The organism is Solirubrum puertoriconensis (assembly GCF_001483135.1).
Lineage (GTDB): Bacteria > Bacteroidota > Bacteroidia > Cytophagales > Hymenobacteraceae > Solirubrum > Solirubrum puertoriconensis.
In genome coordinates, this window is sequence record NZ_LNAL01000007.1 from 804,775 (window position 1) to 831,711 (window position 26,937).

At 55.0% G+C, this 26,937-nt stretch carries 19 protein-coding genes, 1 tRNA gene and 2 rRNA genes; 6 read left to right on the plus strand and 16 right to left on the minus strand.

Annotated features, from left to right (window positions below; all coding sequences use genetic code 11):
* Positions 1 to 113 precede the first annotated feature (113 nt).
* The 7 genes from ASU33_RS13960 to ASU33_RS13990 all read right to left on the minus strand — a co-directional run bounded on the left by ASU33_RS13960 (position 114) and on the right by ASU33_RS13990 (position 9,355).
* On the minus strand, positions 114 to 1,136 hold the full coding sequence (locus ASU33_RS13960) for a hypothetical protein (RefSeq protein WP_059071424.1): 1,023 nt from the start codon (positions 1,134 to 1,136) through the stop codon (positions 114 to 116).
* An 839-nt stretch (positions 1,137 to 1,975) separates the two neighbouring features.
* A complete protein-coding gene (locus tag ASU33_RS13965; protein WP_059071425.1) occupies positions 1,976 to 3,097 on the minus strand; it encodes a tetratricopeptide repeat protein in 1,122 nt (373 codons plus the stop codon).
* 72 nt (positions 3,098 to 3,169) lie between these two features.
* On the minus strand, positions 3,170 to 5,719 hold the full coding sequence (gene gyrA / locus ASU33_RS13970; protein ID WP_059071426.1) for a DNA gyrase subunit A: 2,550 nt from the start codon (positions 5,717 to 5,719) through the stop codon (positions 3,170 to 3,172).
* Positions 5,720 to 5,830: 111 nt separating this feature from the next.
* The gene (locus ASU33_RS21495) at positions 5,831 to 5,992 is read right to left on the minus strand and encodes a hypothetical protein (RefSeq protein WP_160328197.1); all 162 of its coding nucleotides are present in this window, start codon (positions 5,990 to 5,992) and stop codon (positions 5,831 to 5,833) included.
* Positions 5,993 to 6,143: 151 nt separating this feature from the next.
* The gene (locus tag ASU33_RS13980; RefSeq protein WP_059071428.1) at positions 6,144 to 6,818 is read right to left on the minus strand and encodes an HD domain-containing protein; all 675 of its coding nucleotides are present in this window, start codon (positions 6,816 to 6,818) and stop codon (positions 6,144 to 6,146) included.
* 77 nt (positions 6,819 to 6,895) lie between these two features.
* A complete protein-coding gene (locus ASU33_RS13985) occupies positions 6,896 to 8,125 on the minus strand; it encodes a hypothetical protein (RefSeq protein WP_059071505.1) in 1,230 nt (409 codons plus the stop codon).
* Between the two features lie 339 nt (positions 8,126 to 8,464).
* The gene (locus ASU33_RS13990) at positions 8,465 to 9,355 is read right to left on the minus strand and encodes a hypothetical protein (protein ID WP_059071429.1); all 891 of its coding nucleotides are present in this window, start codon (positions 9,353 to 9,355) and stop codon (positions 8,465 to 8,467) included.
* Between the two features lie 314 nt (positions 9,356 to 9,669).
* Between ASU33_RS13990 and ASU33_RS13995 the strand changes: the two genes are divergently transcribed.
* A complete protein-coding gene (locus ASU33_RS13995; protein ID WP_059071430.1) occupies positions 9,670 to 10,686 on the plus strand; it encodes a class 1 fructose-bisphosphatase in 1,017 nt (338 codons plus the stop codon).
* A gap of 85 nt (positions 10,687 to 10,771) precedes the next feature.
* Here ASU33_RS13995 and ASU33_RS14000 read toward each other — a convergent pair whose 3' ends face one another.
* Positions 10,772 to 11,614 carry an oxidoreductase gene (locus ASU33_RS14000; protein WP_059071431.1) on the minus strand — a complete coding sequence of 281 codons (843 nt, stop codon included), beginning with the start codon at positions 11,612 to 11,614 and terminating at the stop codon, positions 10,772 to 10,774.
* A gap of 272 nt (positions 11,615 to 11,886) precedes the next feature.
* Between ASU33_RS14000 and ASU33_RS14005 the strand changes: the two genes are divergently transcribed.
* Entirely contained in the window at positions 11,887 to 12,606 is a 720-nt protein-coding gene (locus ASU33_RS14005) for a M48 family metallopeptidase (protein WP_059071432.1), read from the plus strand.
* Positions 12,607 to 12,619: 13 nt separating this feature from the next.
* Here ASU33_RS14005 and ASU33_RS14010 read toward each other — a convergent pair whose 3' ends face one another.
* Both ASU33_RS14010 and ASU33_RS14015 read right to left on the minus strand, forming a co-directional pair.
* Complete coding sequence (locus tag ASU33_RS14010) at positions 12,620 to 13,006, minus strand: DUF3037 domain-containing protein (protein ID WP_059071433.1); 387 nt, start codon at positions 13,004 to 13,006, stop codon at positions 12,620 to 12,622.
* Positions 12,984 to 13,775: a HipA family kinase gene (locus ASU33_RS14015; protein ID WP_059071434.1), complete on the minus strand. Its 792-nt coding sequence runs from the start codon at positions 13,773 to 13,775 to the stop codon at positions 12,984 to 12,986. The genes ASU33_RS14010 and ASU33_RS14015 overlap by 23 nt, the downstream gene beginning before the upstream one ends.
* 421 nt (positions 13,776 to 14,196) lie before the next feature.
* On the opposite strand from ASU33_RS14015, the gene ASU33_RS14020 reads away from it, so the two are divergent.
* Complete coding sequence (locus tag ASU33_RS14020; protein WP_059071435.1) at positions 14,197 to 15,171, plus strand: DUF8832 domain-containing protein; 975 nt, start codon at positions 14,197 to 14,199, stop codon at positions 15,169 to 15,171.
* A 181-nt stretch (positions 15,172 to 15,352) separates the two neighbouring features.
* On the opposite strand, the gene ASU33_RS14025 is transcribed toward ASU33_RS14020, so the two are convergent.
* Both ASU33_RS14025 and ASU33_RS14030 read right to left on the minus strand, forming a co-directional pair.
* The gene (locus ASU33_RS14025; RefSeq protein ID WP_160328198.1) at positions 15,353 to 16,648 is read right to left on the minus strand and encodes an acyltransferase family protein; all 1,296 of its coding nucleotides are present in this window, start codon (positions 16,646 to 16,648) and stop codon (positions 15,353 to 15,355) included.
* A 674-nt stretch (positions 16,649 to 17,322) separates the two neighbouring features.
* Positions 17,323 to 18,447, minus strand: coding sequence for an acyltransferase family protein (locus ASU33_RS14030; RefSeq protein WP_078063128.1), 1,125 nt, complete (start codon positions 18,445 to 18,447; stop codon positions 17,323 to 17,325).
* 349 nt (positions 18,448 to 18,796) lie between these two features.
* On the opposite strand from ASU33_RS14030, the gene ASU33_RS14035 reads away from it, so the two are divergent.
* A complete protein-coding gene (locus ASU33_RS14035; protein WP_059071438.1) occupies positions 18,797 to 19,069 on the plus strand; it encodes a hypothetical protein in 273 nt (90 codons plus the stop codon).
* Positions 19,070 to 19,073: 4 nt separating this feature from the next.
* Positions 19,074 to 19,298, plus strand: a complete 225-nt coding sequence (locus tag ASU33_RS14040; protein ID WP_059071439.1) for a hypothetical protein — start codon at positions 19,074 to 19,076, stop codon at positions 19,296 to 19,298.
* 967 nt (positions 19,299 to 20,265) lie between these two features.
* On the opposite strand, the gene ASU33_RS14045 is transcribed toward ASU33_RS14040, so the two are convergent.
* Both ASU33_RS14045 and ASU33_RS14050 read right to left on the minus strand, forming a co-directional pair.
* Positions 20,266 to 20,338 (minus strand) — tRNA-Thr (locus ASU33_RS14045).
* 762 nt (positions 20,339 to 21,100) lie between these two features.
* The gene (locus ASU33_RS14050) at positions 21,101 to 22,150 is read right to left on the minus strand and encodes a porin (protein WP_160328199.1); all 1,050 of its coding nucleotides are present in this window, start codon (positions 22,148 to 22,150) and stop codon (positions 21,101 to 21,103) included.
* Between the two features lie 404 nt (positions 22,151 to 22,554).
* Here ASU33_RS14050 and ASU33_RS14055 point away from each other — a divergent pair, with 404 nt between their 5' ends.
* Positions 22,555 to 25,620: a M4 family metallopeptidase gene (locus ASU33_RS14055; RefSeq protein ID WP_078063129.1), complete on the plus strand. Its 3,066-nt coding sequence runs from the start codon at positions 22,555 to 22,557 to the stop codon at positions 25,618 to 25,620.
* Between the two features lie 664 nt (positions 25,621 to 26,284).
* Here ASU33_RS14055 and rrf read toward each other — a convergent pair.
* Both rrf and ASU33_RS14065 read right to left on the minus strand, forming a co-directional pair.
* Positions 26,285 to 26,396, minus strand: a 5S ribosomal RNA gene (gene rrf / locus ASU33_RS14060).
* A gap of 91 nt (positions 26,397 to 26,487) precedes the next feature.
* A 23S ribosomal RNA gene (locus ASU33_RS14065) occupies positions 26,488 to 26,937 on the minus strand; the annotation flags it as partial.

Here is a 26,937-nt window from a genome sequence, read left to right on the forward strand (position 1 = left end):
AACATAAAAAATTTCCCTGGGTGAAGACAGTGGCCGGGCGACAGTAAGGAGGGAAGCACCCTTCTCTGACATCCGGCCCCTGTCTGAAACCTTTTATCCCACAAGTAATATTGCTAGCGCCCTAGGTGCTTGCGGATTTTCTCCAAGAGTGCGTGCACAATTGCAAGATCAGCTTCGTCTTGCAACGAGAGCTGACTATCCAGTCCGGGTCCTGTAATGCGGATGGTATATGAGCCGCTGGCGTTATCAACTGCTGCGGTATCAGGCGTCGCGGTGTGCTCATGCTGGTTAGGTACAACTGCACTTGCAACCGTTGCTACAGGTGCTGCGTGTGTCTGAGTAGTATATAACGCCTCGGCTTGCGGTATCGAGGGTGTATTCGCTGCACTACCCGCAGGAGTATTCACTGCTTGAACAGCAGCAGGTATGGTATATCCATCCGTAGGCACAGGGCGAATACCCGGACCAGGTGTAACCGAAGTTGATAGTGGCACCGAAAGCCCAAACAAGCTGGAAACCGCATCGTCGGTTTGCGGTGCGCTATGCAATGCTCCACCGGCCGATGGTGCCACGCTAGCCCCTAACTGCTCATGGTCGGTACGGAACAGATTAAGATTCATTTCGGGGCTGGCTACATCGCGGCGCGGTGAGGCCTGTGCAAGCTGGTCTATATCAGCAATTACGTTGCGCTCATCCAACACGCCAACCATACGGGCTCCTTCTACAAAGGCGCGTGCCACGTTTTGAGCGTTGATTTCCTCAACCCCGAACTCTCGAACAAGCATTACATCGAACATATGCACGGGTAGCTCTCGATTTCGGAACTTCCGGCATATGTGCGAGAAGAGTGGTGGATGGAGAAAAGCCTCTCTGTGGAAGATCTTTTCCTCTTGCTTGTCATATGCGTGCTTAATTCTTCTGAAAAGGTTGGTGGTGGTAAGCATTTCGCGCTTACTGGTGAGTAATCCAAACTTTACAGCAGACCCCAGGATAGCTTTAAAGCTACCACTCACCTTACGGTTGAGTTTACGAGCACATGCCTCGATGGAGCATTTACCACCAGTGTCATCAACTATTTCAGATACCTCCCAGGCTGAGAGGTATGTAGTACGTGGGTAGTCTATAGTTTTAGGCATGAGCGACAGGTGTGCCGCAATAATAAGCAGACGTAAGCAATAAAAAGCATTAGTAGCACATAAAAGTATATACCATTTATTGCGTTTTATGCTATTACATACTTTTAAGTGTTTAGCAAAGACACTTAATACAAAGAGTAGTAAATAAAATCTATCTAACGATAGAGCGGCAAAAGGGGGCCGGACAAAGAATAGGGGACTGGGAGCTTTAAAGTTCCCATATAAGGGCCTGCACAACTATGAAGAGTTATTTGGAACGCCAACCAGGTGGTGCTCCTATAATCGACTTATGTAGCAACAAAAGGCAACGAAGGCGAATAAATCAATGCCAGAACAACCTGAGAAGCAAGATGACTTATGTAAAAACGTATGAAACCCGGAGACAATGTCAAAGGCCGTCGTAGCTGTTCAGCCGCAACGCACATCCAGGCATGTTTCACAAACAGTGAATTGACTGAGCCGTCGAGTGGATGCATAAACGTTAAAACAAAAGCTTTACTGAGAAACGCGAAATGAGAGGCCGCCTAAGTGAAAGGATTTAGATCAACACGGTTTAACTAACACCTATGGTAGAGCCACTCATCGCAACATCTGCTTGCAAAACGAATTGTTACTTGTATGAGCAGTGAATTTGAAAAACACTACTGCTTAATCACTGCTCCACGTGCTAAACATCCTTATTAGCAAGGAGGACAAATGCTGATAGAACAACCATATAAAAACCCGCAAACAACAAAAACCACCATACCTGTTCATGTGTTATAATTATTATTATGTTAAGTAATATTTTTAAAAAGCAGCCCAATCAACTGACTGGGCTGCTTAGGGCCTAGGCCCTACTATTTCATCAACTTCTCAGCATCGGCTTTACGGCCAACGCTGGTGTAAGCTTTCTGCAAAGCGTTCCGTACGCCTGCTTCGTTCGGGTTCAGCTGCATTGCCGTCTCGAAGTACGGAATGGCTTGCTCCATGAACTTCTTGCCATTGGCTTCCATCGACTTACCCTTGGACTGGTAAGTTTTCAGGTCCATCTTATTAACGGTTTTGAAAATATCAGCGCCTTTGTTGAAGTAGTAAACACCAATGTTGAATTGCGAATCGAAGTTCTTGGCGTCCAGTTCAACGGCTTTTTTGTGAGCCGCCAGTGCCTGCTCAGGCTGTTTGTTCTGCTCGTAAACCGAACCTAGTACAGAATACAGGTTTGAGTTGTTCGGGTCGGCAGCAATAGCTTTCTGGATCTTGTCGATTGCCTGCGGGCCACGGCCGGCGCTCAAAGCAATGTTCAGGTCTTCGAGCAGAAACTGCTTGTTGTTTGGGTATGCAGCCAAGGCTTGCTGAATTACCTTGTTGGCTTCTGCTTCGTTCTTCTCCTGACGAGCAATCTGCAGCAAGCGGCCGTACATCTGCGGCGACTTATAGTTGATGGCCATCAGCTTGCTGTAGTTTTCTTTGGCTTGGCCTAGGTCTTGCTTGGCCTCGGCAGCGTAAGCAGCATACAACAGCGCAGTAGTATCCTGGGGCTTAATCTGCTGAGCCATACGGTACGAAGCCAACGCGTCGTCGTATTTCTGAGCATTGTAGCTCTCTACGCCAGCGTTCAGCGCCAAGCCGTAGATGTTTTCCAAACGCTGTACGGCCTGTTTGCCGTAGTCGCTGTCCTTGCCTTCCAGTTCGATTGCCTTTTGGTACGACTCGAATGCTACTTTATTGCCTTCGCCTGGCTGCAACGTTTTGCCGAAAATCGGGCTCTGCGCCATGCCTTCGTAGATTTCGCCGCGGGTATACCAGGTTTTGGCTTTACCCTTGGTTTTCTCGTGGGTAATGGCTTTGTCGATTTCGGTGCGGGCCTTATCCAAAGTACCCTGCTTTTGCATGAGGATAGCGTTGGTTACGGCCGAGTTCTGAGCCGAAGCTGCTTGGATAGCCAAAGCGGCAAGAGCCGTCAGAAGTGTTTTCTTCATAGCAGTTGGGAGAAGAGATAACTGGAGTGAAAAATAAGTGCGGAAGGTACGGGTTGCCCCAAGTGCCGAGGGTTACTCGGCACCTAGGGTTTCCACATCGTTGGTTTGCTCAGAGGCCAGCTCCACTGGGCTTCCCTCCTGCTGCTCGAGGCCGTTTTCGACTTCGTCCAGCTCTTTATCTTCGGCGGCAACTTTCGCCACCGACGAAATTTCGTCGCCTTCGTTGATCTTGATCAATCGAACACCCTGCGTGGCGCGGCCAATCGAACGAACATCGGCTACGCGCAGGCGAATGGTAATGCCCGAACGGTTAATGATCATCAGATCGTCGTCGTCATTTACATCCTTAATGGCAACAAGCGAGCCGGTTTTATCGGTGATCTTAAGGGTGCTTACCCCTTTGGCACCACGGTTGGTGATACGATAATCATCGATAGGGCTGCGTTTGCCATAACCCGTTTCCGAAACAACGAGCAGTTCCTTGTTCGGGTCGGCTAGGCACACCATACCCACTACGCGGTCGTCGACGTCCTCGGCAAGCGTGATGCCACGCACACCGGCAGCAGTACGGCCCATGGGGCGCACATTGGCTTCGTTGAAGCGGACGGCTCGGCCTTGCTTAGAGGCAAGAATTACCTCGCTGCTGCCCGTAGTGAGCTGCACGTCAAGCAGACGGTCGCCCTCGTTAATGGTAATGGCATTGATGCCAGCCGCGCGCGGACGCGAGTAAGCCTCGAGGGTAGTCTTCTTCACGGTACCTTGCTCCGTACAGAACATCAGGTAGTTGTTCTGGGCGTAGTCGGGGTCGCGCAGGTCGCGCACGTTTAGTACCGAGCGTACCGGGTCGTTGGCCAGCTCCGGAATCAGGTTTTGGATCGGACGACCCTTAGCAGCTTTGCCACCTTCGGGCAGTTCGTATGCCTTAATCCAGTACAAGCGTCCGCCTTCGGTGAAGAGCAGCAAGAAGTCGTGGGTTGAGGCCACAAACAGGTGTTCGGTGAAATCGGCCTCCTTCGAAGAAGCGCCACGCGAACCTAGGCCACCACGGCCTTGAGCCCGGTACTCATCGAGCGAGGTACGCTTGATGTAGCCTTCGTTGGAGATGGTAATCACCATCGACTCCTCAGCAATGAGGGATTCGAAATCGATGTCGCCGCCGGCATACTCAATCTCGGTACGGCGCGAATCGCCATAACGGTCGCGAATGTCGATGAGCTCGGTGCGGATAATGTCGCGCTGCATTTCCGGCGACTCCAACACGGCCTTCAGGTGGTCGATGAGCTTCATCAACTCCTGGTACTCGTTCACAATCTTGTCGCGCTCCAGGCCGGTAAGGCGCTGCAGACGCATATCCAGGATGGCACGAGCTTGTACATCGCTCAGAGCGAAACGTTCGATCAATTGTGCACGCGCCAACTCTGGGTCGCGCGAAGCACGGATCAGCGCGATTACTTCATCGAGGTGGTCAAGCGCAATCAGCAAGCCCTCCAAGATGTGGGCGCGTTTCTGGGCTTCGGCCAGCTCAAACTTGGTGCGGCGGATGACAACCTCGCTGCGATGGTCGACGAAGTGCACGATAAGGTCGCGCAAGTTCAGCGTCATGGGGCGGCCTTTTACCAGGGCCACGTTGTTCACGCCAAACGTCGATTGCAGCTGGGTGTACTTGAACAGGTTGTTCAGTACTACCTGCGGCACGGCATCGCGCTTCAGATCGTACACCACGCGCAGGCCGTCGCGGTCCGACTCGTCGCGCAAGTCCGAAATGCCTTCGATCTTCTTCTCATTGATCAGCTCAGCGGTGCGCTGAATCATGGCCGCTTTGTTGACCATGTAGGGCACCTCCGTAACCACGATCTGCTCTTTACCCGTCGGAGTGGTTTCGAAGTGGGTTTTGGCACGCATCACAACGCGGCCGCGGCCCGTTTCCAGCGCCTGGCGCACACCTTCGTAGCCATAGATAACCCCGCCTGTCGGAAAATCAGGAGCCTTCACGAACTCCATCAGCTCCTGCACAGTAATTTCGGGGTTAGCCAAGTAGGCTACAATGCCATCCACTACCTCGGTGAGGTTGTGCGGAGCCATGTTGGTAGCCATACCCACGGCAATACCCGACGAACCGTTGACGAGCAGGTTCGGAAACTTCGCCGGCATTACCGAGGGCTCCTCGAGCGAGTCGTCGAAGTTCGGCTGGAAATCAACCGTGTCCTTCTCTAGGTCGCCGAGCAGCTCATCGGCCAAGCGCTTGAGGCGGGCTTCGGTGTAACGCATAGCCGCCGGCGAGTCGCCGTCGATGGAGCCGAAGTTGCCTTGGCCATCGACGAGCGGGTAACGCAACGACCAATCCTGCGCCATGCGCACCATGGTATCGTACACCGAAGAGTCGCCGTGCGGGTGGTACTTACCCAGCACCTCCCCTACGATACGCGCGCTTTTCTTGTAAGCCTTGTTGTAGGATACACCCAGCTCGCTCATGCCGTAGAGCACGCGGCGGTGCACGGGCTTCAGGCCGTCGCGCACATCGGGCAAGGCACGCGAGATGATAACGGACATCGAGTAGTCGATGTACGCGCCGCGCATCTCGTCCTCAATGTTGATGGGAATAATCTTTTCGCCTTCAGCCATTAGACAAAACGAAAGGCCACCGCGCCTCTTACTGTTGAGGTTGCGGCGCCCGGTTTAAAGTTGGATTTAAGAGGGCAAGATACCGAAAAAAAGCCGTTTTTCCTAGCGTAATCACGGTTTTGGCTTGCTGCGGTTGTTGTGCATTTTACCGTCGGGCTGGTTGTGCACTTTGATCTTTTCGCCGATCGAGGGGTTCTGCTTTTTGTAAATCGGCTGGCCGCGGTATTTCACCTGGTTGTGATAGTGCACCTTGCGCACATGGCACGAAGCCATGGGGCAAGTGCGGCAGCTAGCAAGCGAGGCAAGCAGTAAAATGCCAGGCAGTAAGCCAAGCCGGATCAAACGAAAGTCCATCTTCATCTTGCGACAAAACAACGCAAAAACCCTCGATTTCGTGCCGCTTAATTGGATATAAACAGGCTTTTTATTCACAATCAAGGTCTCTTCCCTCCCACTCACGCAGAAACTGCGCCAAGAACTGCTCCATGAATGCGTGCCGCTCGTCGGCTACGCGGCGGGCTGCAGCAGTGTGCAGCCGCTCGCGCAAATGCAGAAGCTTTTCGTAGAAGTGGTTGATGGTGGGCCCGCCATTGTTTTTGTACTCGGCAAATGTGCTGTGCTGCACCGGCGGAATGCTCGGATCGTGCAGGGCGCGGCCTTTGTGGCCACCGTAGGCAAATGCCCGCGCCACACCAATAGCCCCGATGGCATCGAGGCGGTCGGCATCCTGCACGCAGGCGGCTTCGGGCGTGCCTACGGGCGTAGCCACCCCAGCGCCCTTGAACGACACCTCACGGATAATCATTTCAACGCGGGTAATAAGCTCGTCGCTGGCTCCTTGGCTGGCCAGCCAAGCACGAGCAGCTCTAGGTCCGGCCTCCTCGTCGCCGCCATGAAACTTCCAGTCGGCGATGTCGTGCAGCAGAGCGGCTAGTTCCGTTACCAGGGTATCGGCCCCTTCGGCTTTGGCAAAGGCCCGGGCCCCAAGCCACACCCGGCGGATATGCGCCCAGTCGTGGCCGGAGCCCTCGGAGGCAAACTTCTCTTCAACAAACGCGGCGGTGCGCGTAATCAGCTCTTCGGGAGCGGGTAAATGCATGCGGGTAAGAGTTATGCTGCGGGGTAAACAGCGCGTACCCTGTGCCGGAGGTCCAAACCAGTACCGGCACCTAGGGCTTAATCGATAATTGGGTGGCGCTTAAACTCGTGGTTACGATCGAAGTAGTAACGCAAGGTTTGGTGCTCGCGCCAGGGGCTAGCGCCCAGCAGCTGCACCAGCGCCATCATCTTGGGGTTAAAGTCGCCGATCCAGTTCATCACGGTATGGGTGTAGGGTACGCCCCCGGGTTTCTGGATGATCTGAGACGATGCATGGATCATGGCCGCCTCTACCCCTTTGCGCTGATGTTCGGGAACTACCCCGAATACCACACCAAACATCGTCTTGACGGTGTTGCGCAATTGGTGGTACTTGAACTGCACTTTCTGCCACCAACCCAACTTGCCGTTGAAATGGCGAAGTATTTCGTTGATTTCGGGGAGGCTAATGAAAAAGGACACGGGTTTGTCGTCGTAATAACCAAACCACACCAACTTCTCGTCGAGGATATCGAGCATGCTCTTCATGAGCTTTATCGATGCTTCCTCCGACATGGGCTTAACCCCGTGTTTTACCCAGGCTTTGTTGTAGACCTCGCGGAAATCGGCGGCGTACCGGCGCCACTCCTGCCGCCGCATGTACCGGAACGAGTAGCGCGGATCCTGCGCAATGCGGTCGGCCCGTTTGGCAATGCTTGGATGCAGTTCTCCTTCTATTGGGCGGAAGAACGTTACCTGCTTATAGAACGTCTGAAAACCGTAGTTGTGCAGCAGCTGCACGTAGTACTCCGGGTTGTAGGCAGCGCCATAAATCGGCGAGCCGAAGTTGTCGGTGAGCAAGCCCCACCACTTATCCCGGTCGCCGAAGTTGACGGGGCCATCCATGCCCTCGATGCCGCGGGTGGCTAGCCAGTCGCGGCAGGCATCGAGCAATAGATTTGCGGCTGCTTGGTCGTTGATGCACTCAAAAAAACCCATTCCGCCGATTTTACGGAAGATTCCCTTGGTTGAAAACGACTTGCTCTCGCCTTCGCTTTCGGCAAGGGCAGTATCCGGCTCCGATGGAAAGGCGGCTTCGCGGTTAATAAATGCCGCCACACGGCCGATGGTATTACCCGTGTTATCGAGGAGCAGCCACCGGGTGCACTCTCCGTTGCGGAAAAGCTTGTTCTTGGCGGGGTCGAACACCGAGCTGACGTCCTGGTCGAGCGGGCGAATGTAGTTCGGATCGTTGGCGTAGATGACGCGGGGCGGAAACTCCAGGAATTCGCGGGCTTGAGCCGGCGTAGAAACTTCAACAAGCTGCATGCAGGTCTGCTGAACAATGGTCAGAAGCACGAAGTAACGCAAAACCCGGCTTACGTAGCACTGAGGCTACCGAGCGACAAAGCCCGGCTTTGTACTTCGATTTCTTTGCTTACCTTTACCGCACCAAAACTATTCTTTCGCGCCCTGTCGGCTTCGGCCGATGGGGCGTTGAATTTTTAGGGGGTGTACAACTTGGGGCCAAAAGATTGACCCTAGGTCGCCATGGTTTAGTTTGCTTTAAGCAGCATGAACCAGCCCGCCTCCCCATTAGCTTGCGACTACACAAAAAAGGCCTGAGCACACGCCCAGGCCTTTTACTATGAATTTGATACTGGCAGGTTAGCGACGGTCGCGGTCGTCGTCGCCTTCAAACCAATCGGCGATGCGGCCGAAGAAACCGCGGTGCTCCCGGTCGCGGTCGTTGTCCCGGTCGTAGTTGTCGTTGTCGCGGTTGCTGCGGTAACGGCTGTTCTCGTCGTAGCGCGAGTCGATGTAGTCGCTGCCGTAGTTCGAACGGCCGCTGCCCATACTGCCCATGTTGCTGCTACCGCCGTAGCCGCCCATACCGCCGCGGTTCATACCGCCTCCACGGTTGTAATCATCATCGCGGTCGTAATTGCTCATGCCGCCGCGGTTCATACCGCCTTGGCTTCCATAGCCACCTTGCATGCCGCTTTGGTTGCCGTAGCTGCCACCCGAGTAGTTGTTACCGGAGTTGTAGCCTTGCGAGGAGCCGTAACCGGAACCTCCGTAGTTGGAAGAGTTGCCGTACGATGACGAGCCTCCACTACGCCGGTCGTTATCGTAGTTACCCATACTGCCCATGTTGCTGCTACCGCTGTAGCCACCCATGTTGCCACGGTTGCTCATGCCACCTCGGTTATAATCGTCGCGGTCGTAATTGTTGCTGCCGCCGCGGTTCATGCCGCCTTGCATACCGCCCTGGTTGCCGAAGCGCCCTTGCTCGGAGTGCTGGTTCATGCCGCTGTAGCCGCCCTGCTGCCCATACGATGACGACGATGACCCCGAGCCGGAGCTATAGCCATACCGGCCGCTTACGCCACGGGTGTTATCGTCGTCTTGGTTGTTGCGGCCACTGCCAAATTGGTTTTGGCCACGCTGATACTGGTCGTCGCCGTAGCGGTTGCGGTCCCGATTCTGGTAATCCGAGTTCTGATTGCGGCCGCGGTAGTCGCGGTCATCATCACGATGCTGATCGTAATTAGCCATGGTGGGAATGTGTTTTGGTTGAACAATCAACTTATTACTGAGCTTAGCGCCTGATAGTTGCGCTTCAAGCGAAAATCGCCACAGCGTACAACACGCTTGGCTAGGTACAGTCACCACCTGTGGCGAGATACAGCAAGCACGACCTAGGGCTTCCAGATCGACGACTTGGGCAAACGGGTTTGGAAAATTTGTTGCGTAGTATTTTTACGGTTTCGGCGCATATGTTGCCTTTTTCGGTCATTTTGCAGCCGCATTCATCTTTGCCCGCGCGGGCCTCGTATTACCCCTTACCACACGCTGATTTGCTGCAGCTTATGCTGAACGAAGACGACCTCGACGTACCCGTAGGCCTTACCCTCGAACGATACATCATGCAGAAGCAAAGCGAGCATCCGGCGGCCACCGGAGAGTTCTCGCAGCTGCTGCGCGACCTGGCTTTGGCGGCCAAGCTTGTGAACCACGAAGTAAACCAGGCCGGCCTGCCGCAGCTTAGCACCAACCTGCGGGCTGGCGCGGGGCACCGCACCGCCCAAACCCTCAGCGAAACTGGTCACGAGCGTTTCGCCCGCGCCCTGAGCCGTGGCAGCGAAGTATGCGCAGTGCTCTCGGAGCAACATGGCGGCCTGCAAAGCACGGGCAACAACCTAGGCACTTATGTGGTGGCGCTCGATGCCTTAGAAGGTGATACGAACAACGGCGTCAACATTGGCCTAGGCACGTTGTTCAGCATCTACCGTCGGGTATCGAGCTTGGGTACCCCGGCCACCGCCGACGATTTCTTGCAGGGTGGGCACAAGCTGGCGGCTGCTGGCTACGTGCTCTACGGCGCCAGCACGGTACTCGTGTATACTACCGGCCAAGGAGTGGCTGCCTTTACTTTTCAGCCGCTGCTGGGCGAGTTTTACCTCTCGCAGCCGCAGGTTACCATCCCAACTCAGAGCAACAACTACTCTTGCAACGAAGGCTTGGGCTTTCAGTACCCCGAGGCCATTCAGGCTTACCTCGCCGAGTGCAAGCAGCGCAGCTTCACTAGCCGCTACGTAGGTTCGTTGGTGGCCGATTTTCACCGCACGCTCTATATGGGCGGTGTATACCTCAGCCCCCCCTCGCATGTAGCGCCCGAGGGCTTCCTTAGTGTGGTTACCCACTGCCTGCCCTTAGCTTACTTGGTGGTGCAAGCCGGCGGGCTTGCCTCCACCGGTACCGAAGCCATGCTTGATGTACTACCTACGCACCTGCAACAATGCAGCCCGTTGTATATCGGCTCCCGCAACCTAGTAGAAGAGCTTACCAGCAAAATTCTGCAGCCGAGCTCGGCCAACGAAGCTTAACGCAGACTGGCGCTACCGCCACAGCAAAAGGGCCGCACCCAATGATTGGGTGCGGCCCTTTTGCTGTGGCGGTAGCGCCAAGTACCTACTCTGGAAAATCGGCAGAGTTGCCGAGTTCGGCCTGGCTTTCGAGCTCCTGCATAAGCGCAGTAAATTTTTCGCGGGCGCCGCGCACCGCAGCCTTGCCAATGGGCAGGTGCAACGGCGGGTTATCCTGTCGTACCAGGTCGTACATGATTTGGGCGGCGCGCTGCGGGTCGCCGGGCTGCTTACCGCTGTAGCCTTGAATACCCTTGAGGTTTTCGCCTACGGTAGCCTGGTAGTCGTCGATGGCGGTAGTAACCACATTGGCCGAGCGGCCGGCCCAATCGGTCCGGAAGCCGCTGGGCTCGATGTTGGTGACGTTGATGCCTAACGGCCCCACCTGCTGGGCAAGGCTTTCGCCAATTGCCTCGAGTGCAAACTTGCTGGCGTTGTAAACGCCTACGCCTGGGAACGTCTTAAGCCCACCAATGCTGGTGATATTGATGACGTGGCCGCTGCGGCGCTGGCGCAGGTGCGGCAAGGCCGCACGCAGCACGTGCAAGGGCCCGAACACATTCACATCGAATTGGCGCTGTACTTCCTCAGCCGAAATTTCCTCTATGCTGCCCAGCGAGCCGTAGCCCGCGTTGTTTACGATTACATCGAGGTGACCTAGGGCCTCGATGGCCCCGGCAACAGCCGCTTTCACCTGCGCCTCGTCGGTTACGTCGCACACCAAGCCCACGCCATTTGGGGCAGACTTCTGCGTGAATTCTTCGGCTTGCTGAGCCTGGCGGAATGTAGCGGCTACTTTGTCGCCTTCCTGCAGCAGTAACTCGGCCAGGGCCGCGCCGAAACCGGTACTTACCCCGGTGATAAACCAATGCTTGGTTGAATTAGCCATTTATGGAGATGTAAAAAATGGGCAGTGTTGAAGTGCCTGCACGGGCACGTAGCGCTTTCAACTAGCTACACCCCCCTTAGGTTTTCGCTATCCTTGCCGCCAGCATTGTCACATCGGCTCTCGAAACAACTTCGTGACTCGGCCAAGACCAAAATAGCGCGCGGTCAGAATATAGCAGGCCAGCTCGGCAGGGCTAGGTAGCTTTGTGCACTGGCACCCATGCGGCACAAGGCTGCTCGCCTAGGTGCTTGCACTTGACGGTTACTTGCTGCATGCCCCAATTACTCGTTGATAACCTCGCTGTTGAGGTTGTGCGCAAAAACATTCGCACGTTACGCCTCACTGTATATGCCCCCGATGGCCGCGTGCGGGTAGCGGTACCGCTGCGTACGCCCGAGGAAGACATCCGGCAGCTTGTGGTTGCCCGCGAACCTTGGATTCGGAAACACCAAGAACGTTTTCGGCAGCAAACCCGCCCATTACCGTTGCAGTACCAAGCCGGCGAAACACATTACTACCTAGGGCAGGCCTACACCCTGCAGCTGCATACCACTACGGGCACACCGCACATCGTGCTCGAGGGCTCTAACCTGCACTTGCACGAAAAGTCGGGTACTACCGCACCGCAGCGCCAGCAGTTGCTAACTGCTTGGTACCGGGCCCGCCTGAAGGAGCAATTACCGATACTGTTGGCGCATTGGGAACCCATTGTGGGGGCGCAAGCACGCGAGTGGGGCGTGAAACAGATGAAAACCCGCTGGGGCACCTGCAACATTCGGGCAAAGCGCATTTGGCTTAATCTCGAGCTTGTAAAACACCCGCCGCACTGCCTCGCCTATGTGGTGGTACACGAGTTGGTGCACCTGCACGAACGCCTCCATAACAGCCGCTTTTGGGGCCTGATGGACGAATTTATGCCCAACTGGCGGCAGTTCCGAAACGAGCTAAATCAACACTCCCTGCGGGCTGGCCACAGCCCCGATGCGTGCTAAGCACCTAGGGCGGCTAGCCCACCAACTGGGTGTACAAGCGGTCGAGAGCGGCGTTGGCGTCGGCGCACATGCCTGGGTGCACCGCCGAGGTTTGGATGATGGTACTGCGAGTGGCGGTTAGCCACCGGAAACGCTCGGCTACGCCAAGCTGCCCAATGGGCCCGCCTTCTTTTCGGCCACGGCAAATGCGCTCGAATGAGCGCAGCCTTTCGTCCAAATCAGCTAGGTCCAGCTCGGCCCCCACAAACGCCCGCAGCCTAGCCTCGGGCACTTCGTAGCGGCAGGCCAAAAAGCCTTGGGCACGGCAGTACAGTATTACCCCTACGTTTAGAAACTCTTCGCGCTCTACGCGGGGTACCACGCGCAGCACGGCGTACTCAAACAAGTGCTTTTCGGGCATTCTCAGCTTCCTGAACAAAGGTTTCGGATGCAGCCACGCGGTTTTCCAGGAACCGAACGTAGGCACTGCGTTGCTCATCGGGGCTGAGGTCGGGCTCGGTCAGCCAATCGTCGGGCACTAACGTTACAATGGCCCGGATGCGCTCTGGCGTTAGCACTTCCCGAAATTCAGCATTCACTTCGGCAAGTTGGCTGGCTTGCGGCAGCAACACGTGGTCTTTCACCTGCACAAAGCTTCGCCGGCTTACATCAGCCCAGCTGGGTCCGGTATGATGCACGTACAGCGCCGCGCCGTGGTCGATTAGCCACAGCTCTTTGTGCCACATCAGCATGTTTGTGTTCCGGGCCGTACGGTCGACGTTAAGCGTGAGGCAATCGAGCCACACTACTTGCGACGCCAGCTTTGGGTCCAGCGTATTCACCAACGAGTCGTAGGTACTCGCACCCGCCAGGAAATGCAATCCTAGGTTAAGGCCTGTGCTAAAGCGCAGCAAGTCCTGAATTTCCTCGTCGGGTTCCGTTCGACCAAAGGCCTCGTCGAGCTGGCAGAACACCAGCTCCGGAATGCGCAAGCCAACTGCCCGGGCTATTTCGCCTACAATCAGCTCGGCAATTAGCGCCTTGGTGCCTTGCCCTGCACCTCTGAACTTGAGAACATACATGAAACCGTCGTCGGCTTCGACCAGCGCGGGCAGTGAGCCGCCTTCGCGCAGGGGCGTGACGTAGCGAACTACCTCGACGTGTCGTAAGTGCAAATCTTCTTGGGGCATGCAGAGCTCTAAAACGCAGCGCAAAGGACGTACAATGCGGCCAGTTTAACGCAGCTCTTCGGTATTTAGGTGCTTTGCCACACCATTTCGGCTTTACCTAGGTGGCCATAACCCAAGGCATCGACTTAAGCTACGGGCGAAATTCTGCATCCATCAATCAACAGATTGCCCGCTTAGTAAACGCACCTAACCATGATGCACCCGTTTCCCTTGAGGTATAAGATTCAAGTTAAGTGTTACATGATTTGCTTAGCCCGGCCTAGGTGCATCAAGTTAAAAATCCCATCATCAGCTCGCTAAGGCGTTTTTGATGAATTGAGTGGCCATGCTTTTTCCTGACTGACAGCGCTTGGGCCCGGAGCTATTACCCGCCAAGCCCTTGTTACTACACGTAACAATGCCACTATCCGCTAACAACCTTATGAAGCGCCTGCTGATACCATTGCTGGCTTCCGCCACTTTCCTGTGGGCTGCCTGCACCTCCAACGAATCATCCCCGGTAACAAGTGCCCCTGCTCAACCTGCCGCCGAAGAAGCCCACCAACACGGCGCGCACACCGAACACGGCAACACGCAGCAACCTGCGGCCGAGCAGGCATACGCCTGCCCCATGCACCCCGATGTTACTAGCGACAAACCCGGCACCTGCCCTAAGTGCGGCATGACACTGGTGCGCACAACCAATACTGCCACCCCTAGCTACCAGATGAACGTGGCCTTTACCCCGGCTCAACTTACAGCTGGCAAGCCCATAACCATGTCGTTCCGGCCCCAGGCCACAAACAATGCTGAAGCCCAGGTGCCGCTGGCTGTGGTACACGAAAAGAAGATGCACCTGATTATCGTGAGCCAGGATTTGTCGGAGTTCTACCACGAGCACCCTGAATTGCAAGCCTCGGGACGCTACGAGGTGCCATTCACGTTCAAAACGGGCGGGCCGTATGTGCTCTATCAGGATTACCAGCCCGAAGGCAGTAGCCACCAATTGGCCCGGCAGGAAGTAACTGTAGCTGGCCCGCGCAAACCGGCGTTCCAGTTCCGCAATGAGCAACTGCGTTGGCAACAAAACGGCTACCAAGCGGTCTTGTCCTTCGACAAACCCACGAGCGTGGGCCAACCAACGACGGTATCGGTACAAGTAAGCCGCAACGGGCAGCCCGTTACTGACCTAGACAATTACCTAGGAGCTAAAGGGCACATGGTTGTGATCAGCCAAAACACCGAGCAGTACCTGCATGTTCACCCGCAAGAAGCCCGAAGCAGCGCTGGCTCTGCTATTGGCTTCAACTCTGCCTTCGAGCAACCAGGTATTTACCGCGTATTCCTGCAGTTCAAGCATGCTGGTCAGGTCCAAACTGCGGACTTCACTTTGAACGTGGTAACTGCAACTACTTAATCAAGATGGTTGCCAGACAGTGCTTTTTACAAGCAAAACACCCTTGCAAATCATTGATTTGCAAGGGTGTTTGCAGGGCGCAGCGTATTTGATCCTTCGTACCGATGGCTCCACCGATAAGAAAAAGGTAGGAGTTGCCGGGTATCAAATCCAGGCGCACTTGCTGCCGTCAGTGGTTGCGCTAGTCGAATAAGCGTTTTATGCGAGGTTGCAACACCCGTTCCAGGACATAGGCCGAAGCCACCGAAGCAGTAACACACAACGCTGCGCGTAGCAGGAAAGACCCGGCCGAGCCGGTCGGCAATGGCAGCCAGGCCACGCCGGACACCAGCGGGAAATGGATCAGGTAAATCGCGTAGGAAATTTTGCCGGTTTCGGCGGCGGCTTTCATGAGGCGTCTGAAACCGTTTTCTAACGAACGACCGAAAAAGAAAACCGTTACTGAGGCGAGGTAAAACAGAACAAACGGCAGCTCTTTCGCGAACAACGTCGGCTCAAAATTCCGGTAGATGGACAGGAACGAAGCGGCTGGAACCAGGAAAAGCAATCGAATCACCCAAGGCCGGAACGGGAAGCTGCGGTTACCAAATACGGCCACAGCTGCTAGGCTGATGGGCAGAAAGCTTAACTCCTGAAATGGAATCACCCGCTCGTTCCAGACGTAGGCTTGTGGCAGCGCAATTGCGTCGGCCAACATGAAGGGTTCGACTCTGCTCAGCACGGAGGCTAGCACGTTGAACCGGCCCATGCTCAGCACCAGAAGGATCATGGCCATCATGTCGGTGTAGGAGATCTGGGCCTCGTCCCGACTGGGGTTCTTGGCCAGCCACAACCCACTCAGCCAGAAAACATAGCCAAAGCAAATGGATGAAAGCACAGCCGGGCCTAGGTAAGGGAGGAACAACGTGTTGGCGATGCCGAACACCAACACCGGCCAGATCAATTTTTTCGCGTCAAGCCGAAAGAGGGAGACGGGAATGAACAAGGCGTAAAAGAGAATTTCATACGCCAGCGACCAGCTCGGACCGAATTCCGGAATGGTCTTCGTCACCCAGCCCTGCACGAAAAGCAGGTGGCTGAGGATTACCCGCCCAGAATACGTTGGCGTAGCCACCCACAGGGCCAAGGCAAAGCAAAGCAGGTAAATCGGGTAGATGCGTACCACCCGCTTCTTAATATACCCCGCGATGGTAGCGCCTTCCAGCGGGTGTTTGTTGGTGAGCCCAATCACGTATCCGCTGAGGACGAAGAAGATCAGCACACACAGTCGCGCAGGTGGTTCAACGCCCCAACTGCCGGTGGGCTGGAATGCCGGGTCCAGTAATCGAAAAGCTACAAAGTGCCCCCAAACTACAAACAGGGCCACCAAGCCGCGTAGTGCCTCAATGTTTAAGTCAATTTTCCTTCTATCGGCGCCTTGAGTAGTGGGTAGCTGGGACGTGATGGTTACATCGGCCACAGAGTCATGAGTTTGCAAAGGAGTAGGATATAAATGCAGCAATAGCACCGGAGTTATTTAACAAAGTTAAAGCTTAGCGACCATTACCCTGACATAGTGGCGATTTGCCTCTGCTTAGAATAATTACTTTAAGTGTGTATCGTTCGCGTAAAGCCCATTCCAATCGCTAGCCACAGCCATGAAAAGACTCCGGCGAGCTACAGTGTGGCACCAACTGCACAAGGCGCACCGTCGCGACCCTCTTACCACATGGGGCCTACACGGAGGCGGTTGAACTGCCCTTCACCAACGGCTCCTTCGCCGCCGAGGTAGTAACAGCTCCCAATACCCCGACCAGCTTTAATACAGAGGTGGGTATAGGCATCGATATTAACAGCCGCGCCTGCTGAGTAACGGAAAACGGAGTCGTGTACGCCCAGACTGCTTCGCCTTCGGGCAACACGGGCGAAAGCCTGCCTTACGACCCGGTGGAGCACCGCTACTGGCGCATTCGCCATAGCAACAGCACCAATCTGATTTACTAGGAAACCAGCGCCGACGGCATCACCCACGTGCATCACTTTAGCGCTGCGCCGCCCTTTGCGCTTAACGTGACAAAGGGTTTATCTGCGGCTATGTACCAGCCAGCGCCACCACCACTACGGCGGCAGTGTTCGACAACGTCAAACGCTTCTAAGCCAAAGCCCCGTCACCTAGGCGGGGCTTTTTTGTTTGAGTCGATTTCGCAGGGCCATGACAGGCACCTCGAAGTATTTATACATGAGTGTAGCCAATGGCAGCGAAAGCCCCCACAGAATGGCCAATCCTGCCAACGACTTCACTGGTCCGGGAAGGGGCAGCATCCGCACCACTGGCACGGCGATGTTCGCGTTGACGATGGTGGCATGGAGTAAATACAGGCTGTAGGAGATCAAGCTAATGTGCGTGACGATGCTGGCTAAGGCCCCGCTGGCGTGCTTCCAAGAGTTCATCAGCGGCAACATGAACGCCACTCCTAGGCCGGCAACCGAGAACGACCAAACGCAGGTGAACAGGGTCAGGTCATTAGGGGCAACCGGATTGGCTATCATGCTCAAGCCAACAAAGCCAACAACAAAGAGCGGCCATTTTGCCCTCGCCCAAGCAGCCGGGAAGTAGTAGGCTACCCAAGCGGCTAACACGCCGTACATCAGCGAGTCCAAGCGGAGCAGTACGATTTTCCGAAAATGAGCATCCCAATCGGGCCAATCTTGCGGTTGGTAGTGCTGGAAATAGTCGTAGCGGTAGGCAGTGGAGCCCACTAGAAACAGTACTGCGGCCAGCAGCACCCCGTACCTAGGCTTCAGCAGCTTGGCCAGCAGGAAGGACGCAGGTGCTGAAAGGAGGTAGAACCACTCTTCAACCGTTAGCGACCAGCTCTCCAGGAAGGCAGGCGGGATTGGCCAGTTGAAGTTCTGCAGAAATACGAAGTAGGGCAGGTAGGTGCGGGCCGGCACCCCGTTGTGTATCTCGAACGCCATTACCACCGGTAGCACCAGCAAATAGGGCGGCACGGTGCGTATCCAGCGCCGTACCCAGAAGTCCCATAGGTTGCTTCGGTGTGCTCCTTTGGTTTCCAGCGTTTTGATGAGGACGCCCCCAATCAGAAAGCCCGACAACACGAAGAACACAGCCACCCCGTCGTAGTGGCGCACGAACTCGTGAAAGAAGGTAAACTGAGGCGACACCCACGTGGAGCTGTGGAGGATCATCACCATCAAAATCGCAAAGGCCCGGAGTACATCCAGACCGAAGATTCGACTTGTCGATGTAATACGAAAAATCGCAGGTAGAGGCATAGGGGCGCAAACCTACCACATCAATTGCACAACTTCCTGAGCAGGTTGCCTGTCTGCTTATATATCTTATTATTGCTATCTAGTTGTTGCCGCCTAGCCTATGATCGTACGACGGAAGCACCGAAGAAAGCGAAAGCCTTTACGTGACCGCATTGCCGCCATGGACCCCGCTTGGCTGTTAGCCGCATGCGCCGTGGCGCTGATTGTTTTGCTGGGGCAAATCCTGGGTTGGTAACGCATCAGCCTCGTCTTTGCCTTGAGCCTCGCTGCATGCAGCGGGGCTTTTTTGTGCCCTCCAAGGGTGCGTGCAACAAGAATCAGCTTGCCAAGCCAACAGCCTGAAGACGGCTTGTCGCTGCTGTTCCTGCTGGCGCAAAGCATGCTCACATACATCATCAGCAACGCGGCCGTGGAAATCAAGTCCACGAATGAGAAGCTCGCGCGATCAGCCAGCACGGTGGAGGTCGAAGCCGTGCGCAACGATGCCTTGCGCCAGCGCGTGGCCGACCTCGAAGCGGCCAAGGCCAACGCGGCCAAAATCCATTTCGACATCGAGGTGCGTCTGAAATCGCTCGAGCAGCGCGCCGCCGTGCACGATACCTGGATGACCTCGCACAAATAGTCCCATGAAAACACTGCTAACCCGCTTGTTCGTTACGAACTGGAAAACCACCGCGGCCGGCGTGCTGCTGCTCTTCTTCGGCGTTGCCTTCTGGCAGGGCAAGCTGACAGCCGGCGAAATGTTCAGCGTGTTGACGGTGCTAGCTGGCTGTATCGGCATCCTTAGCAAGGATGGCGCCCGCACTGAAACCACCGTGTGGCCCGCGAAGAACGCCGCGCTGGTGACGTAGTTGCAAGCCACCACGCAGTGGAAAGCCAAGTCCCGCCTCGGCTGGGTCATCGGCATTGGCGTGGGGCTGCCCGCGGCTATTGGCGCTTACACCTTGCTGCGCTAATCGCCATGGCACTACCGACTGCTTACGCCTGTCTGCAAAGCGAAGGCGGCCCGAAAATCCTGGTTGAAGCGATGAGGCTCTTCGGCTTGGCCGAGAAAGCCGGACCGCAGCACAATCCCGTGATTCTGGGCTGGCTGAAGGATCTGGGCTTAACCTGGATCCACGACGACGAAACGCCCTGGTGCGGCACGTTCATGGACATCGTGGCCAAACGCGCCGGCAAGCCCGGGTCGCATCGATGCGGCCCGGGCGAAGAGTTGGCTCAAGTGGGGTACGGGTGTGGTCACGCCCATGCTCGGCGACGTGCTCGTGTTCGACCGGCAAGGCGGGGGCCACGTGGGCGAAGACGCGACCCACTACCACGTGCTGGGGGCAACTAGGTCAACTGCGTGTGCATCTTACGCATCTTGAAAACCCGCCTGACCCAAGGCCGGCGCACGGCGTGGACCTTGGTCCAGCCCGCCAACGTGCGGCGCGTATGGCTCAGCGCTAAGGGCGCACCGACTTCTACTATTGAAGATTAACCAACCCGATACGCTTATAAAGCCTTTCCAAAAGTGGGCGTTGGCCCTAGTGTTCATCGGCCTGCTTGCCGCTAGCCTCACCATCTACGACGCGGGGTTTCGGCTAAGGTGCCGATATGTACGAAGTCGGCTTTGTGCTGCTACCCTTCGCGGCGGCTGGTGCCATCTACGTGGTGGGCACTAAGCGGTACCGGGCTGCTCAACGCAAGCAGCCCGGCCAATGGTAGCTGTCTTGGTTACGCCAACAGATCCTTTCGCAAGCTCTTTAATGCCCAGCAGGCACAGAAAGCAAAACGCCTTTGCAAATCATCGATTTACAAAGGCGTTTGCAGTAGATGAGCCCCCTGCCGGGATCGAACCAGCGACCTACTGATTACAAGTCAGTTGCTCTACCAGCTGAGCTAAGGAGGCGTCAAATGTGGTGCAAACGTAATAAGTGATTCTGTAAGCACCAAACGCGCTATCAAAATTTCCTTCGCTTTTGGTTCACTTTAACGATATGCACAAGGTGTACGCTTGAGCAAGCAAATGGCCACTTTGTGCTTGGCTTGACCAACAAAAACTGATAATTAACTCAATATCAACAGTAACAAATCCGGCCACTAACGCATAAAGCCGCTTGCAGCGTCGTGCTATTATAAAGCAACACGGCCGTAAAGTTTTCATCAAAAAGTGCCAGACTCTTTCGGTAGCCGTGATGCTGTTAACGCTTTGCAAGAGACGTGCGCAGCAAATATTGGTGCTATTGCCTCCCCCGAGACGTGCATCATAAAGTGCATTGCTAGTAGCATTGCCCTAGGCATACCATCGCTTCATCGCCTCGTAAATTGCCAGAGTTGTGCCGCTGTAGTGATAAGAGAGCAATGAACAGTTAAGTGCCGGACGGCCGAACGACCAGAGCCTGTACATCTGCGGGATGACGAATACAATAATTCTCAGGGTAGCAACGGGCTGCCACAACCTTCAACTGCTGGCATGCGGCTTTGATATAAATAAGTTGAGTGGTATCGACTTCAGCGTTCTGCGCTCCACGTTTGGACATAAAAGTTGTTCCTGCACCTTTACGCTTCAAGCTGGCTTGCTCATTCCTAGCGTTAGCAAACCCACACCGGTTGGCAAGCTTCCGCCGGCAACCGGCTTCATCGCTCGAACAAATGAAGCCTGGTATGCAGCTCAAAAACTTATAGCAACGCTTGAAGTGATGTTATTATAGTTATTGACAAAATTTGAATTGCGTCGTTCGAATATCTTTCCGTTGCTGTGCAACATTCTGCCTTCCACGCGGCACAGCACATGCTCACTCGGCGCGTAGTCGAGGTTAAGAGAACCGCCCCCTAGGTGCACCGACCGCTCGCCTGCTGCAGGGGCTACCGAGCGAATCACTACCCCGCGTGAAGCCCGGTAGAATTCACCCCGCGCAGTGGCACTCCACTTCTCGCTGAGTTGATGACGAACAAAACCGGCTCCGGTATGCCACAAGTCAGCTCCGGAGCTTCGAGGGTTGCGTTGCTGCGCTCCTACATCGAACACCAAGGCTACCGACAACCGCTCCGTAACGACGTAACTCACATACGCATTGTGGAAGTAGCGCCGACGCGGTACAGAATCGGTTGGCTGCTCGTTGCCAACAAATGTGCTAGAATTCAGTGTAAGCTTACTGTTTGGTTTCCACTGCACTTGCGTACCTAGGGCTTTGGCGCGGTTGTTTTCGCGCAGGTTTTGCCAACCGTTTAGTACTAGTGCGGTAAATGTGAGCGTTGCGGTGGGTTCATAGCTAAATCGGGCACCTGCCTCGTAGTAGGGCGAATTCTCAGCCATAAGCGAGCGAGTAAGCGTCCAGTTGTCTTTGCTAAGGGCCGACTCAAACCCGATGTGCGATTGGAATATGCCGACGTCGAGCCACACTTTAGCCAGTGGCCTGAACCCGGCGTATGCTTCGTACACGTGGCGCAACCCCTGTGGCTCACGCGCATAGTTCGCTTCAACATAAGTACCAGCGTGCAGTGCTATGGCTCCTCGCACCTGGGCATTGGTGTATCGCATGCCCACAATAGCATTGTTCAGGGCAAATTCATTGGCGCGGTTGTGTGAGTACAAAAAGAACGGGCGCTCCTGGCTACTGCCTGTGAAATCGAAACCGTAGTAGGCATCGGCAAAACCAAATAGGGTGAGCGGCTGTACCGGACGGGCTACCGAGTCGGGTACAATTGCTGCTGCTTGCATTTGCCCCCGGCTTGGCACTGCCCTCAGCAAGGCAAGCAGTAATAGCAACGTTGCGGTTTTCTTCATGGCTGTAGCCCTAGGTGCCGCGGAGCTTTATTGCAAGGGCAACACTATCGGGGTTTTCTCATCCAAGCACAAGAGCGTGCTTGTGGGGCAAATATCACTTGTGCAAATCAAGTGCCTATAGGCGGTAAGTGGGTTCGGCTTCTCTGGTTTGCGGCACCTCTATATGTGATGCAGGTCACATCATCGTGCTATTGAACGAGGCGCAGTATAGGTAAACCTTTGCCTCATGCTTTGGCAAGGCTGCTCCCTCAATCAAGAGGCCATGCCTTTCCGGGGTCGCTCCCTCCTATCACGTGCGATTTTCTCTGATCACCAACCGATATCTGCTCATCTCAGCTATGAACCCAAACCTGACCCTAGCAGGCTTATTTGCGACTAGTTGTGTGTTAGGCGTGGCACAAGCCCAAACGCCCAGCACCGCTTTCAAATCCGGTACGCGTACAAAAACGATTACTGCTGCACCTCGCGTCAATACAATCATCGACGGCTCAGTTGCGGCTGGCTTAAACCGCAACAGTGGCCCGCGCCAGCAACCAGTTGCACGCCTGGCTACACTAGCCCGCCCGCTCCCGTCAGGTGGTAACATCAGCTCGGTACAGCTTTGGCGTGATGCTGAGTCTGGTCTGCCGGTTTTCATTAGCGCGAAACCGAAGCCGTCTGCCAGTCTGCAGCGTAACGCTCAATCGCCAGAGGCAGCCACGTTGGCATTTTTGGGTGAACTACGAATCGATTTGCAGGTTCAGCAGCCCGATCAGGAATTTCGCGTTATCGGTATCACACGCGACAATTTAGGCCAGGCACACGTGCGTTTGGAGCAAACCTGGCGTGGCTTGCCGGTGTACGGGGCAGAGGTAATTGTTCACTTAGGTTCCGACGGACAGCCCAAGTTGTTCTCGGGCCGTCATTACCGCACACCGTCGTCCGTTTCCACTATTGCCCCCTCGCTTGCTGGCTCTACTGCTGCCGAAACAGCTGCCGGGGCCTTGCGCAGCAAAACGCACGTAACGCAACTCAGCTCCAACGAAAAGCAACTGCTCGAATACACTGGCCCAACCACCCAATTGGTAATATACCACCCCGAGGCAAATGCTGCTCCCGTATTGGCGTGGCACGTAACCACCCGCCCCTCTTTGCTCGAGCGTTGGGAAACTTTGATTGATGCACACACGGGCGGTGTGCTGAAACAATATGAGTCGTCGTGCACTGCTAATGGGCCTCGCACGGCACAAGCCCGCGACCTGAATGGCACCACCCGCACCGTAAACACCTACGAGTGGAACAGTCGCTTTTATCTGATCGACGGCGCTCAGCCCATGTTTAACCTAGGGCGCTCTACCATGCCCGATGCTCCTGTCGGGGCTTTGCTAACCCTCGACGCCAACAACACGCGAAGCAATAATGCGACGTTGTCGCATGTGGGCAGCACCAACAATACCTGGAGTAATCCGTCGGCCATTTCGGCCCACACCAACGCGGCCCAGGCTTACAACTATTTCCGCAGCACCTTCAACCGCAACTCCCTCGATGGCGCCGGCGGCACCATGATTAGTATTGTGCGACTGGCCGACGAGGATGGCACCGGGCTCGACAACGCATTTTGGAATGGCAAATTCATAGCCTACGGCGAAGGCAATGTAGGTTTTACACCGCTCGCTGGCAGCCTTGATGTAGCCGGACACGAAATGACCCACGGTGTAGTAGAGAAATCAGCCAACTTGGTGTACCAAGGCCAGAGCGGCGCGCTCAACGAAAGCATGGCCGACGTATTCGGCTCCATGATGGACCGCAGCGATTGGCTTATAGGCGAAGACGTAGTGCGCCGTTCCTACTTTCCCAGTGGTGCTCTCCGATCCATGCAAGACCCGCACAACGGCGGTAGCAGCTTAACCGATGCTGGCTTTCAGCCGCGTCACATGTCCGAGTTTTACACCGGAACGCAGGACAACGGCGGGGTACACATCAACAGTGGTATTCCAAACTGGGCTTTCTTCAAAGTAGCAACTGCCCTAGGTCGCGAGCATGCTGAGCAGATTTGGTATCGAGCCCTGACCGCTTACCTAACACGTTCGTCGCAGTTCATTGATTTGCGCTTAAGTGCCATTCAATCAGCCACTGATCTGTACGGTGCAAGTTCCTCCGATGTAGCAGCCGTTACGGCAGCCTTCAATGCGGTTGGTATTGTTGGCAGCGTAGCTCCTCCGCCTACCACTACTTTGCCCGCCAACCCAGGGCCAGATTACATTCTTTCCTACGACACTGCCCCAGGTGTTAATGGCACTTTTTATCGCAGCAATACTGCCGGACAAAGCTTTCAATTGGTTTCCAATACATCGGCCAAATCCAAACCAAGCATCAACGATGCTGGTACGGTTGCCGTGTTTGTAGATGCTCAGCATCGTTTGCGCACTGTGCAACTCACAGGCAGTTTTAGTGAGGCGGTTATTCAGAACCAACCTGTTTGGCAAAACGTGGCCATATCAAAGGATGGCACCAAACTAGCCGCTATCACTACAACTCAGGACACCTCCATTTATGTATTCAATTTAGTGAATGGACAATCTGTTAAATACAAGCTGTACAATCCCACATCAGCTGGTACGCAAGGCAGCGGTGTTCTATATGCTGATGCGCTCGAATGGGACTACTCAGGTGAATACTTGCTTTACGATTCGTACAATGTAATCCGCAACTCGCAGGGTCAGGATATTGATTTCTGGGATATTGGGTTCCTCCGTGTCTGGAACACGGCCGCCAACTCCTGGGGTGATGGTCAGATTCAAAAGCTTGTACAAAATCTACCGGCCGGAGTGAGCATCGGTAATCCAGTGTTAGCTAAGAACTCCCCCAACATAATGGCGCTCGATTTTTTTGATGCTTCAGCCACAGCGCCTTTTGCCGTATTAGCCATCAACCTCGAAACAGGTGATGAAGGCACCATTTTCGATGGCAGCAACACAGCAGGTACGCCTAGCTTTAGTAAACTCGACGATAAAATGTTGTTTACAGCGTTGTCAACTAGCGGTGATACTGTTGTTGCTGTACGTTCTCTACAGAGTAATAAGATTACCCCTTCAGGCAATGCCTCGGTTCTAATTTCTGATGCAAAATGGGGAGTTTGGTATTCCCAAGGTCAACGTATCATAACATCCAATCGCTTAGAAACCGAGACTCCCATACCTGGCTTAAAAGCCTATCCCAATCCTACACCTGATTTGCTCACGCTCGAAGCTGAGGCAAATGCTGAGGTTACTGTAGTTAACCTACTAGGCAGGCCCGTCCGCACAAGCAAAATCATTGCGGGTAGAAGAAACACTATTGACCTAAATGGTCTTGCTGCTGGGACATACATTCTAAGAGCAACTGACAAACAGCGGAGCTCTACACGTATGATTGTGAAGAAATAAGACGCAACTCACCTCCGTCAGAAAACGAAAAGCCCTACGCTCATACGAGCGTAGGGCTTTTCGTTTACATAAACACTACCGTAAGTACTAAAAGCTCGGCAAGTAATAAGAAAGTTACATTTGGCCTTAATTAGATTGCTGTTAAACTGGAGGTAGGACATGCTTATATATGAATAGCAGGAGCCAGATATTTATCTCAGCAATAGCATGGATTAAACAAAAGCAATTCCTTCTTGCAGAGCTGCAAAGAAATACTTGCTTTTAAGATATGCTTAACTCAGTCTGATGTCTATTTGTACCATGGCGCCAGTTCCAGTTCCGTTGCGGGGTGCGACCCGGCTTAACGGGCAAGCCAAATGGGGCAGAGAATATTTCTAGAACATCCACTGGTCGGAGGGCTGTCTGCACTCGGCTCGGAAGCCCGCAGCCCGCGCACCGGTGCCCCACATGCGCTCGATAACGACAGTGGAACCTCTCTAGAGCAAGCAGACCGACAGCGGCGACGATGAAGGGCTGCGGTAGGGATACAGTCAAGGTATGTCCACACAACGCGGCCCGCGTTGTGCCCCGGGGCGAGGGCGGTGGGGCGGTACAAACAGCCGAGGCCCCGCCGCGGCGGTTCCTGGAGGGCAGGAACCCGCGGGGGGCCTCGGGCAAGGGACAAGGTTGGCGGCGACCGACTCTCCCGCCGGCGAAGGCAGTACCATGGGCGCTCCGGGGCTTAACGGCTCTGTTCGGAATGGGAAGAGGTGAACACCCGGGCTAAAGCCACCATTGTCGTAGCGGACATCCCGGCTGGTGAAGCGGCGGGCGCCGTGGGCTTGTGACGCACGGCCAGCAAACGCAGCGGAAAAATTACGAGGCGGTATTCGGAAGCGTTCGGTTCATTAGTACCGCTCGGCTGGCCGTCTCCGGCTTAAGACCTGCGGCCTATCGACGTGGTGATCTACCACGGACCTTCTTGAACGGAATGCTCATCTTCAGGTGAGTTTCGCACTTAGATGCTTTCAGCGCTTATCTCGACCCAGCGTAGCTACCCAGCGCTGCACCTGGCGGCACAACTGGTACACCAGCGGCTGGTCCAACCCGGTCCTCTCGTACTAAGGTCAGGTCCTGTCAACATTCCAACGCCCGCCACATATAGGGACCGACCTGTCTCACCACGTTCTGAACCCAGCTCGCGTGCCACTTTAATCGTCGAACAGCTTAACCCTTGGGACCTTCTCCTGCCCCAGGACGTGACGAGCCGACATCTATGTGCCAAACCTCCCCTACGAAATGCGCCCTTGTGGGCCATTAGCGTGGTCGCCCAGGCGT

Coding starts and splice junctions, on each gene's coding strand:
- ASU33_RS13960 (WP_059071424.1), bottom strand. CDS start 1,136: ATGCCTAAAACTATAGACTACCCACGTACTACATACCTCTCAGCCTGG.
- ASU33_RS13965 (WP_059071425.1), bottom strand. CDS start 3,097: ATGAAGAAAACACTTCTGACGGCTCTTGCCGCTTTGGCTATCCAAGCA.
- gyrA (WP_059071426.1), bottom strand. CDS start 5,719: ATGGCTGAAGGCGAAAAGATTATTCCCATCAACATTGAGGACGAGATG.
- ASU33_RS21495 (WP_160328197.1), bottom strand. CDS start 5,992: ATGGCTTCGTGCCATGTGCGCAAGGTGCACTATCACAACCAGGTGAAA.
- ASU33_RS13980 (WP_059071428.1), bottom strand. CDS start 6,818: ATGCATTTACCCGCTCCCGAAGAGCTGATTACGCGCACCGCCGCGTTT.
- ASU33_RS13985 (WP_059071505.1), bottom strand. CDS start 8,125: ATGCAGCTTGTTGAAGTTTCTACGCCGGCTCAAGCCCGCGAATTCCTG.
- ASU33_RS13990 (WP_059071429.1), bottom strand. CDS start 9,355: ATGGCTAATTACGATCAGCATCGTGATGATGACCGCGACTACCGCGGC.
- ASU33_RS13995 (WP_059071430.1), top strand. CDS start 9,670: ATGCTGAACGAAGACGACCTCGACGTACCCGTAGGCCTTACCCTCGAA.
- ASU33_RS14000 (WP_059071431.1), bottom strand. CDS start 11,614: ATGGCTAATTCAACCAAGCATTGGTTTATCACCGGGGTAAGTACCGGT.
- ASU33_RS14005 (WP_059071432.1), top strand. CDS start 11,887: ATGCCCCAATTACTCGTTGATAACCTCGCTGTTGAGGTTGTGCGCAAA.
- ASU33_RS14010 (WP_059071433.1), bottom strand. CDS start 13,006: ATGCCCGAAAAGCACTTGTTTGAGTACGCCGTGCTGCGCGTGGTACCC.
- ASU33_RS14015 (WP_059071434.1), bottom strand. CDS start 13,775: ATGCCCCAAGAAGATTTGCACTTACGACACGTCGAGGTAGTTCGCTAC.
- ASU33_RS14020 (WP_059071435.1), top strand. CDS start 14,197: ATGAAGCGCCTGCTGATACCATTGCTGGCTTCCGCCACTTTCCTGTGG.
- ASU33_RS14030 (WP_078063128.1), bottom strand. CDS start 18,447: ATGCCTCTACCTGCGATTTTTCGTATTACATCGACAAGTCGAATCTTC.
- ASU33_RS14040 (WP_059071439.1), top strand. CDS start 19,074: ATGAAAACACTGCTAACCCGCTTGTTCGTTACGAACTGGAAAACCACC.
- ASU33_RS14050 (WP_160328199.1), bottom strand. CDS start 22,150: ATGCAAGCAGCAGCAATTGTACCCGACTCGGTAGCCCGTCCGGTACAG.
- ASU33_RS14055 (WP_078063129.1), top strand. CDS start 22,555: ATGAACCCAAACCTGACCCTAGCAGGCTTATTTGCGACTAGTTGTGTG.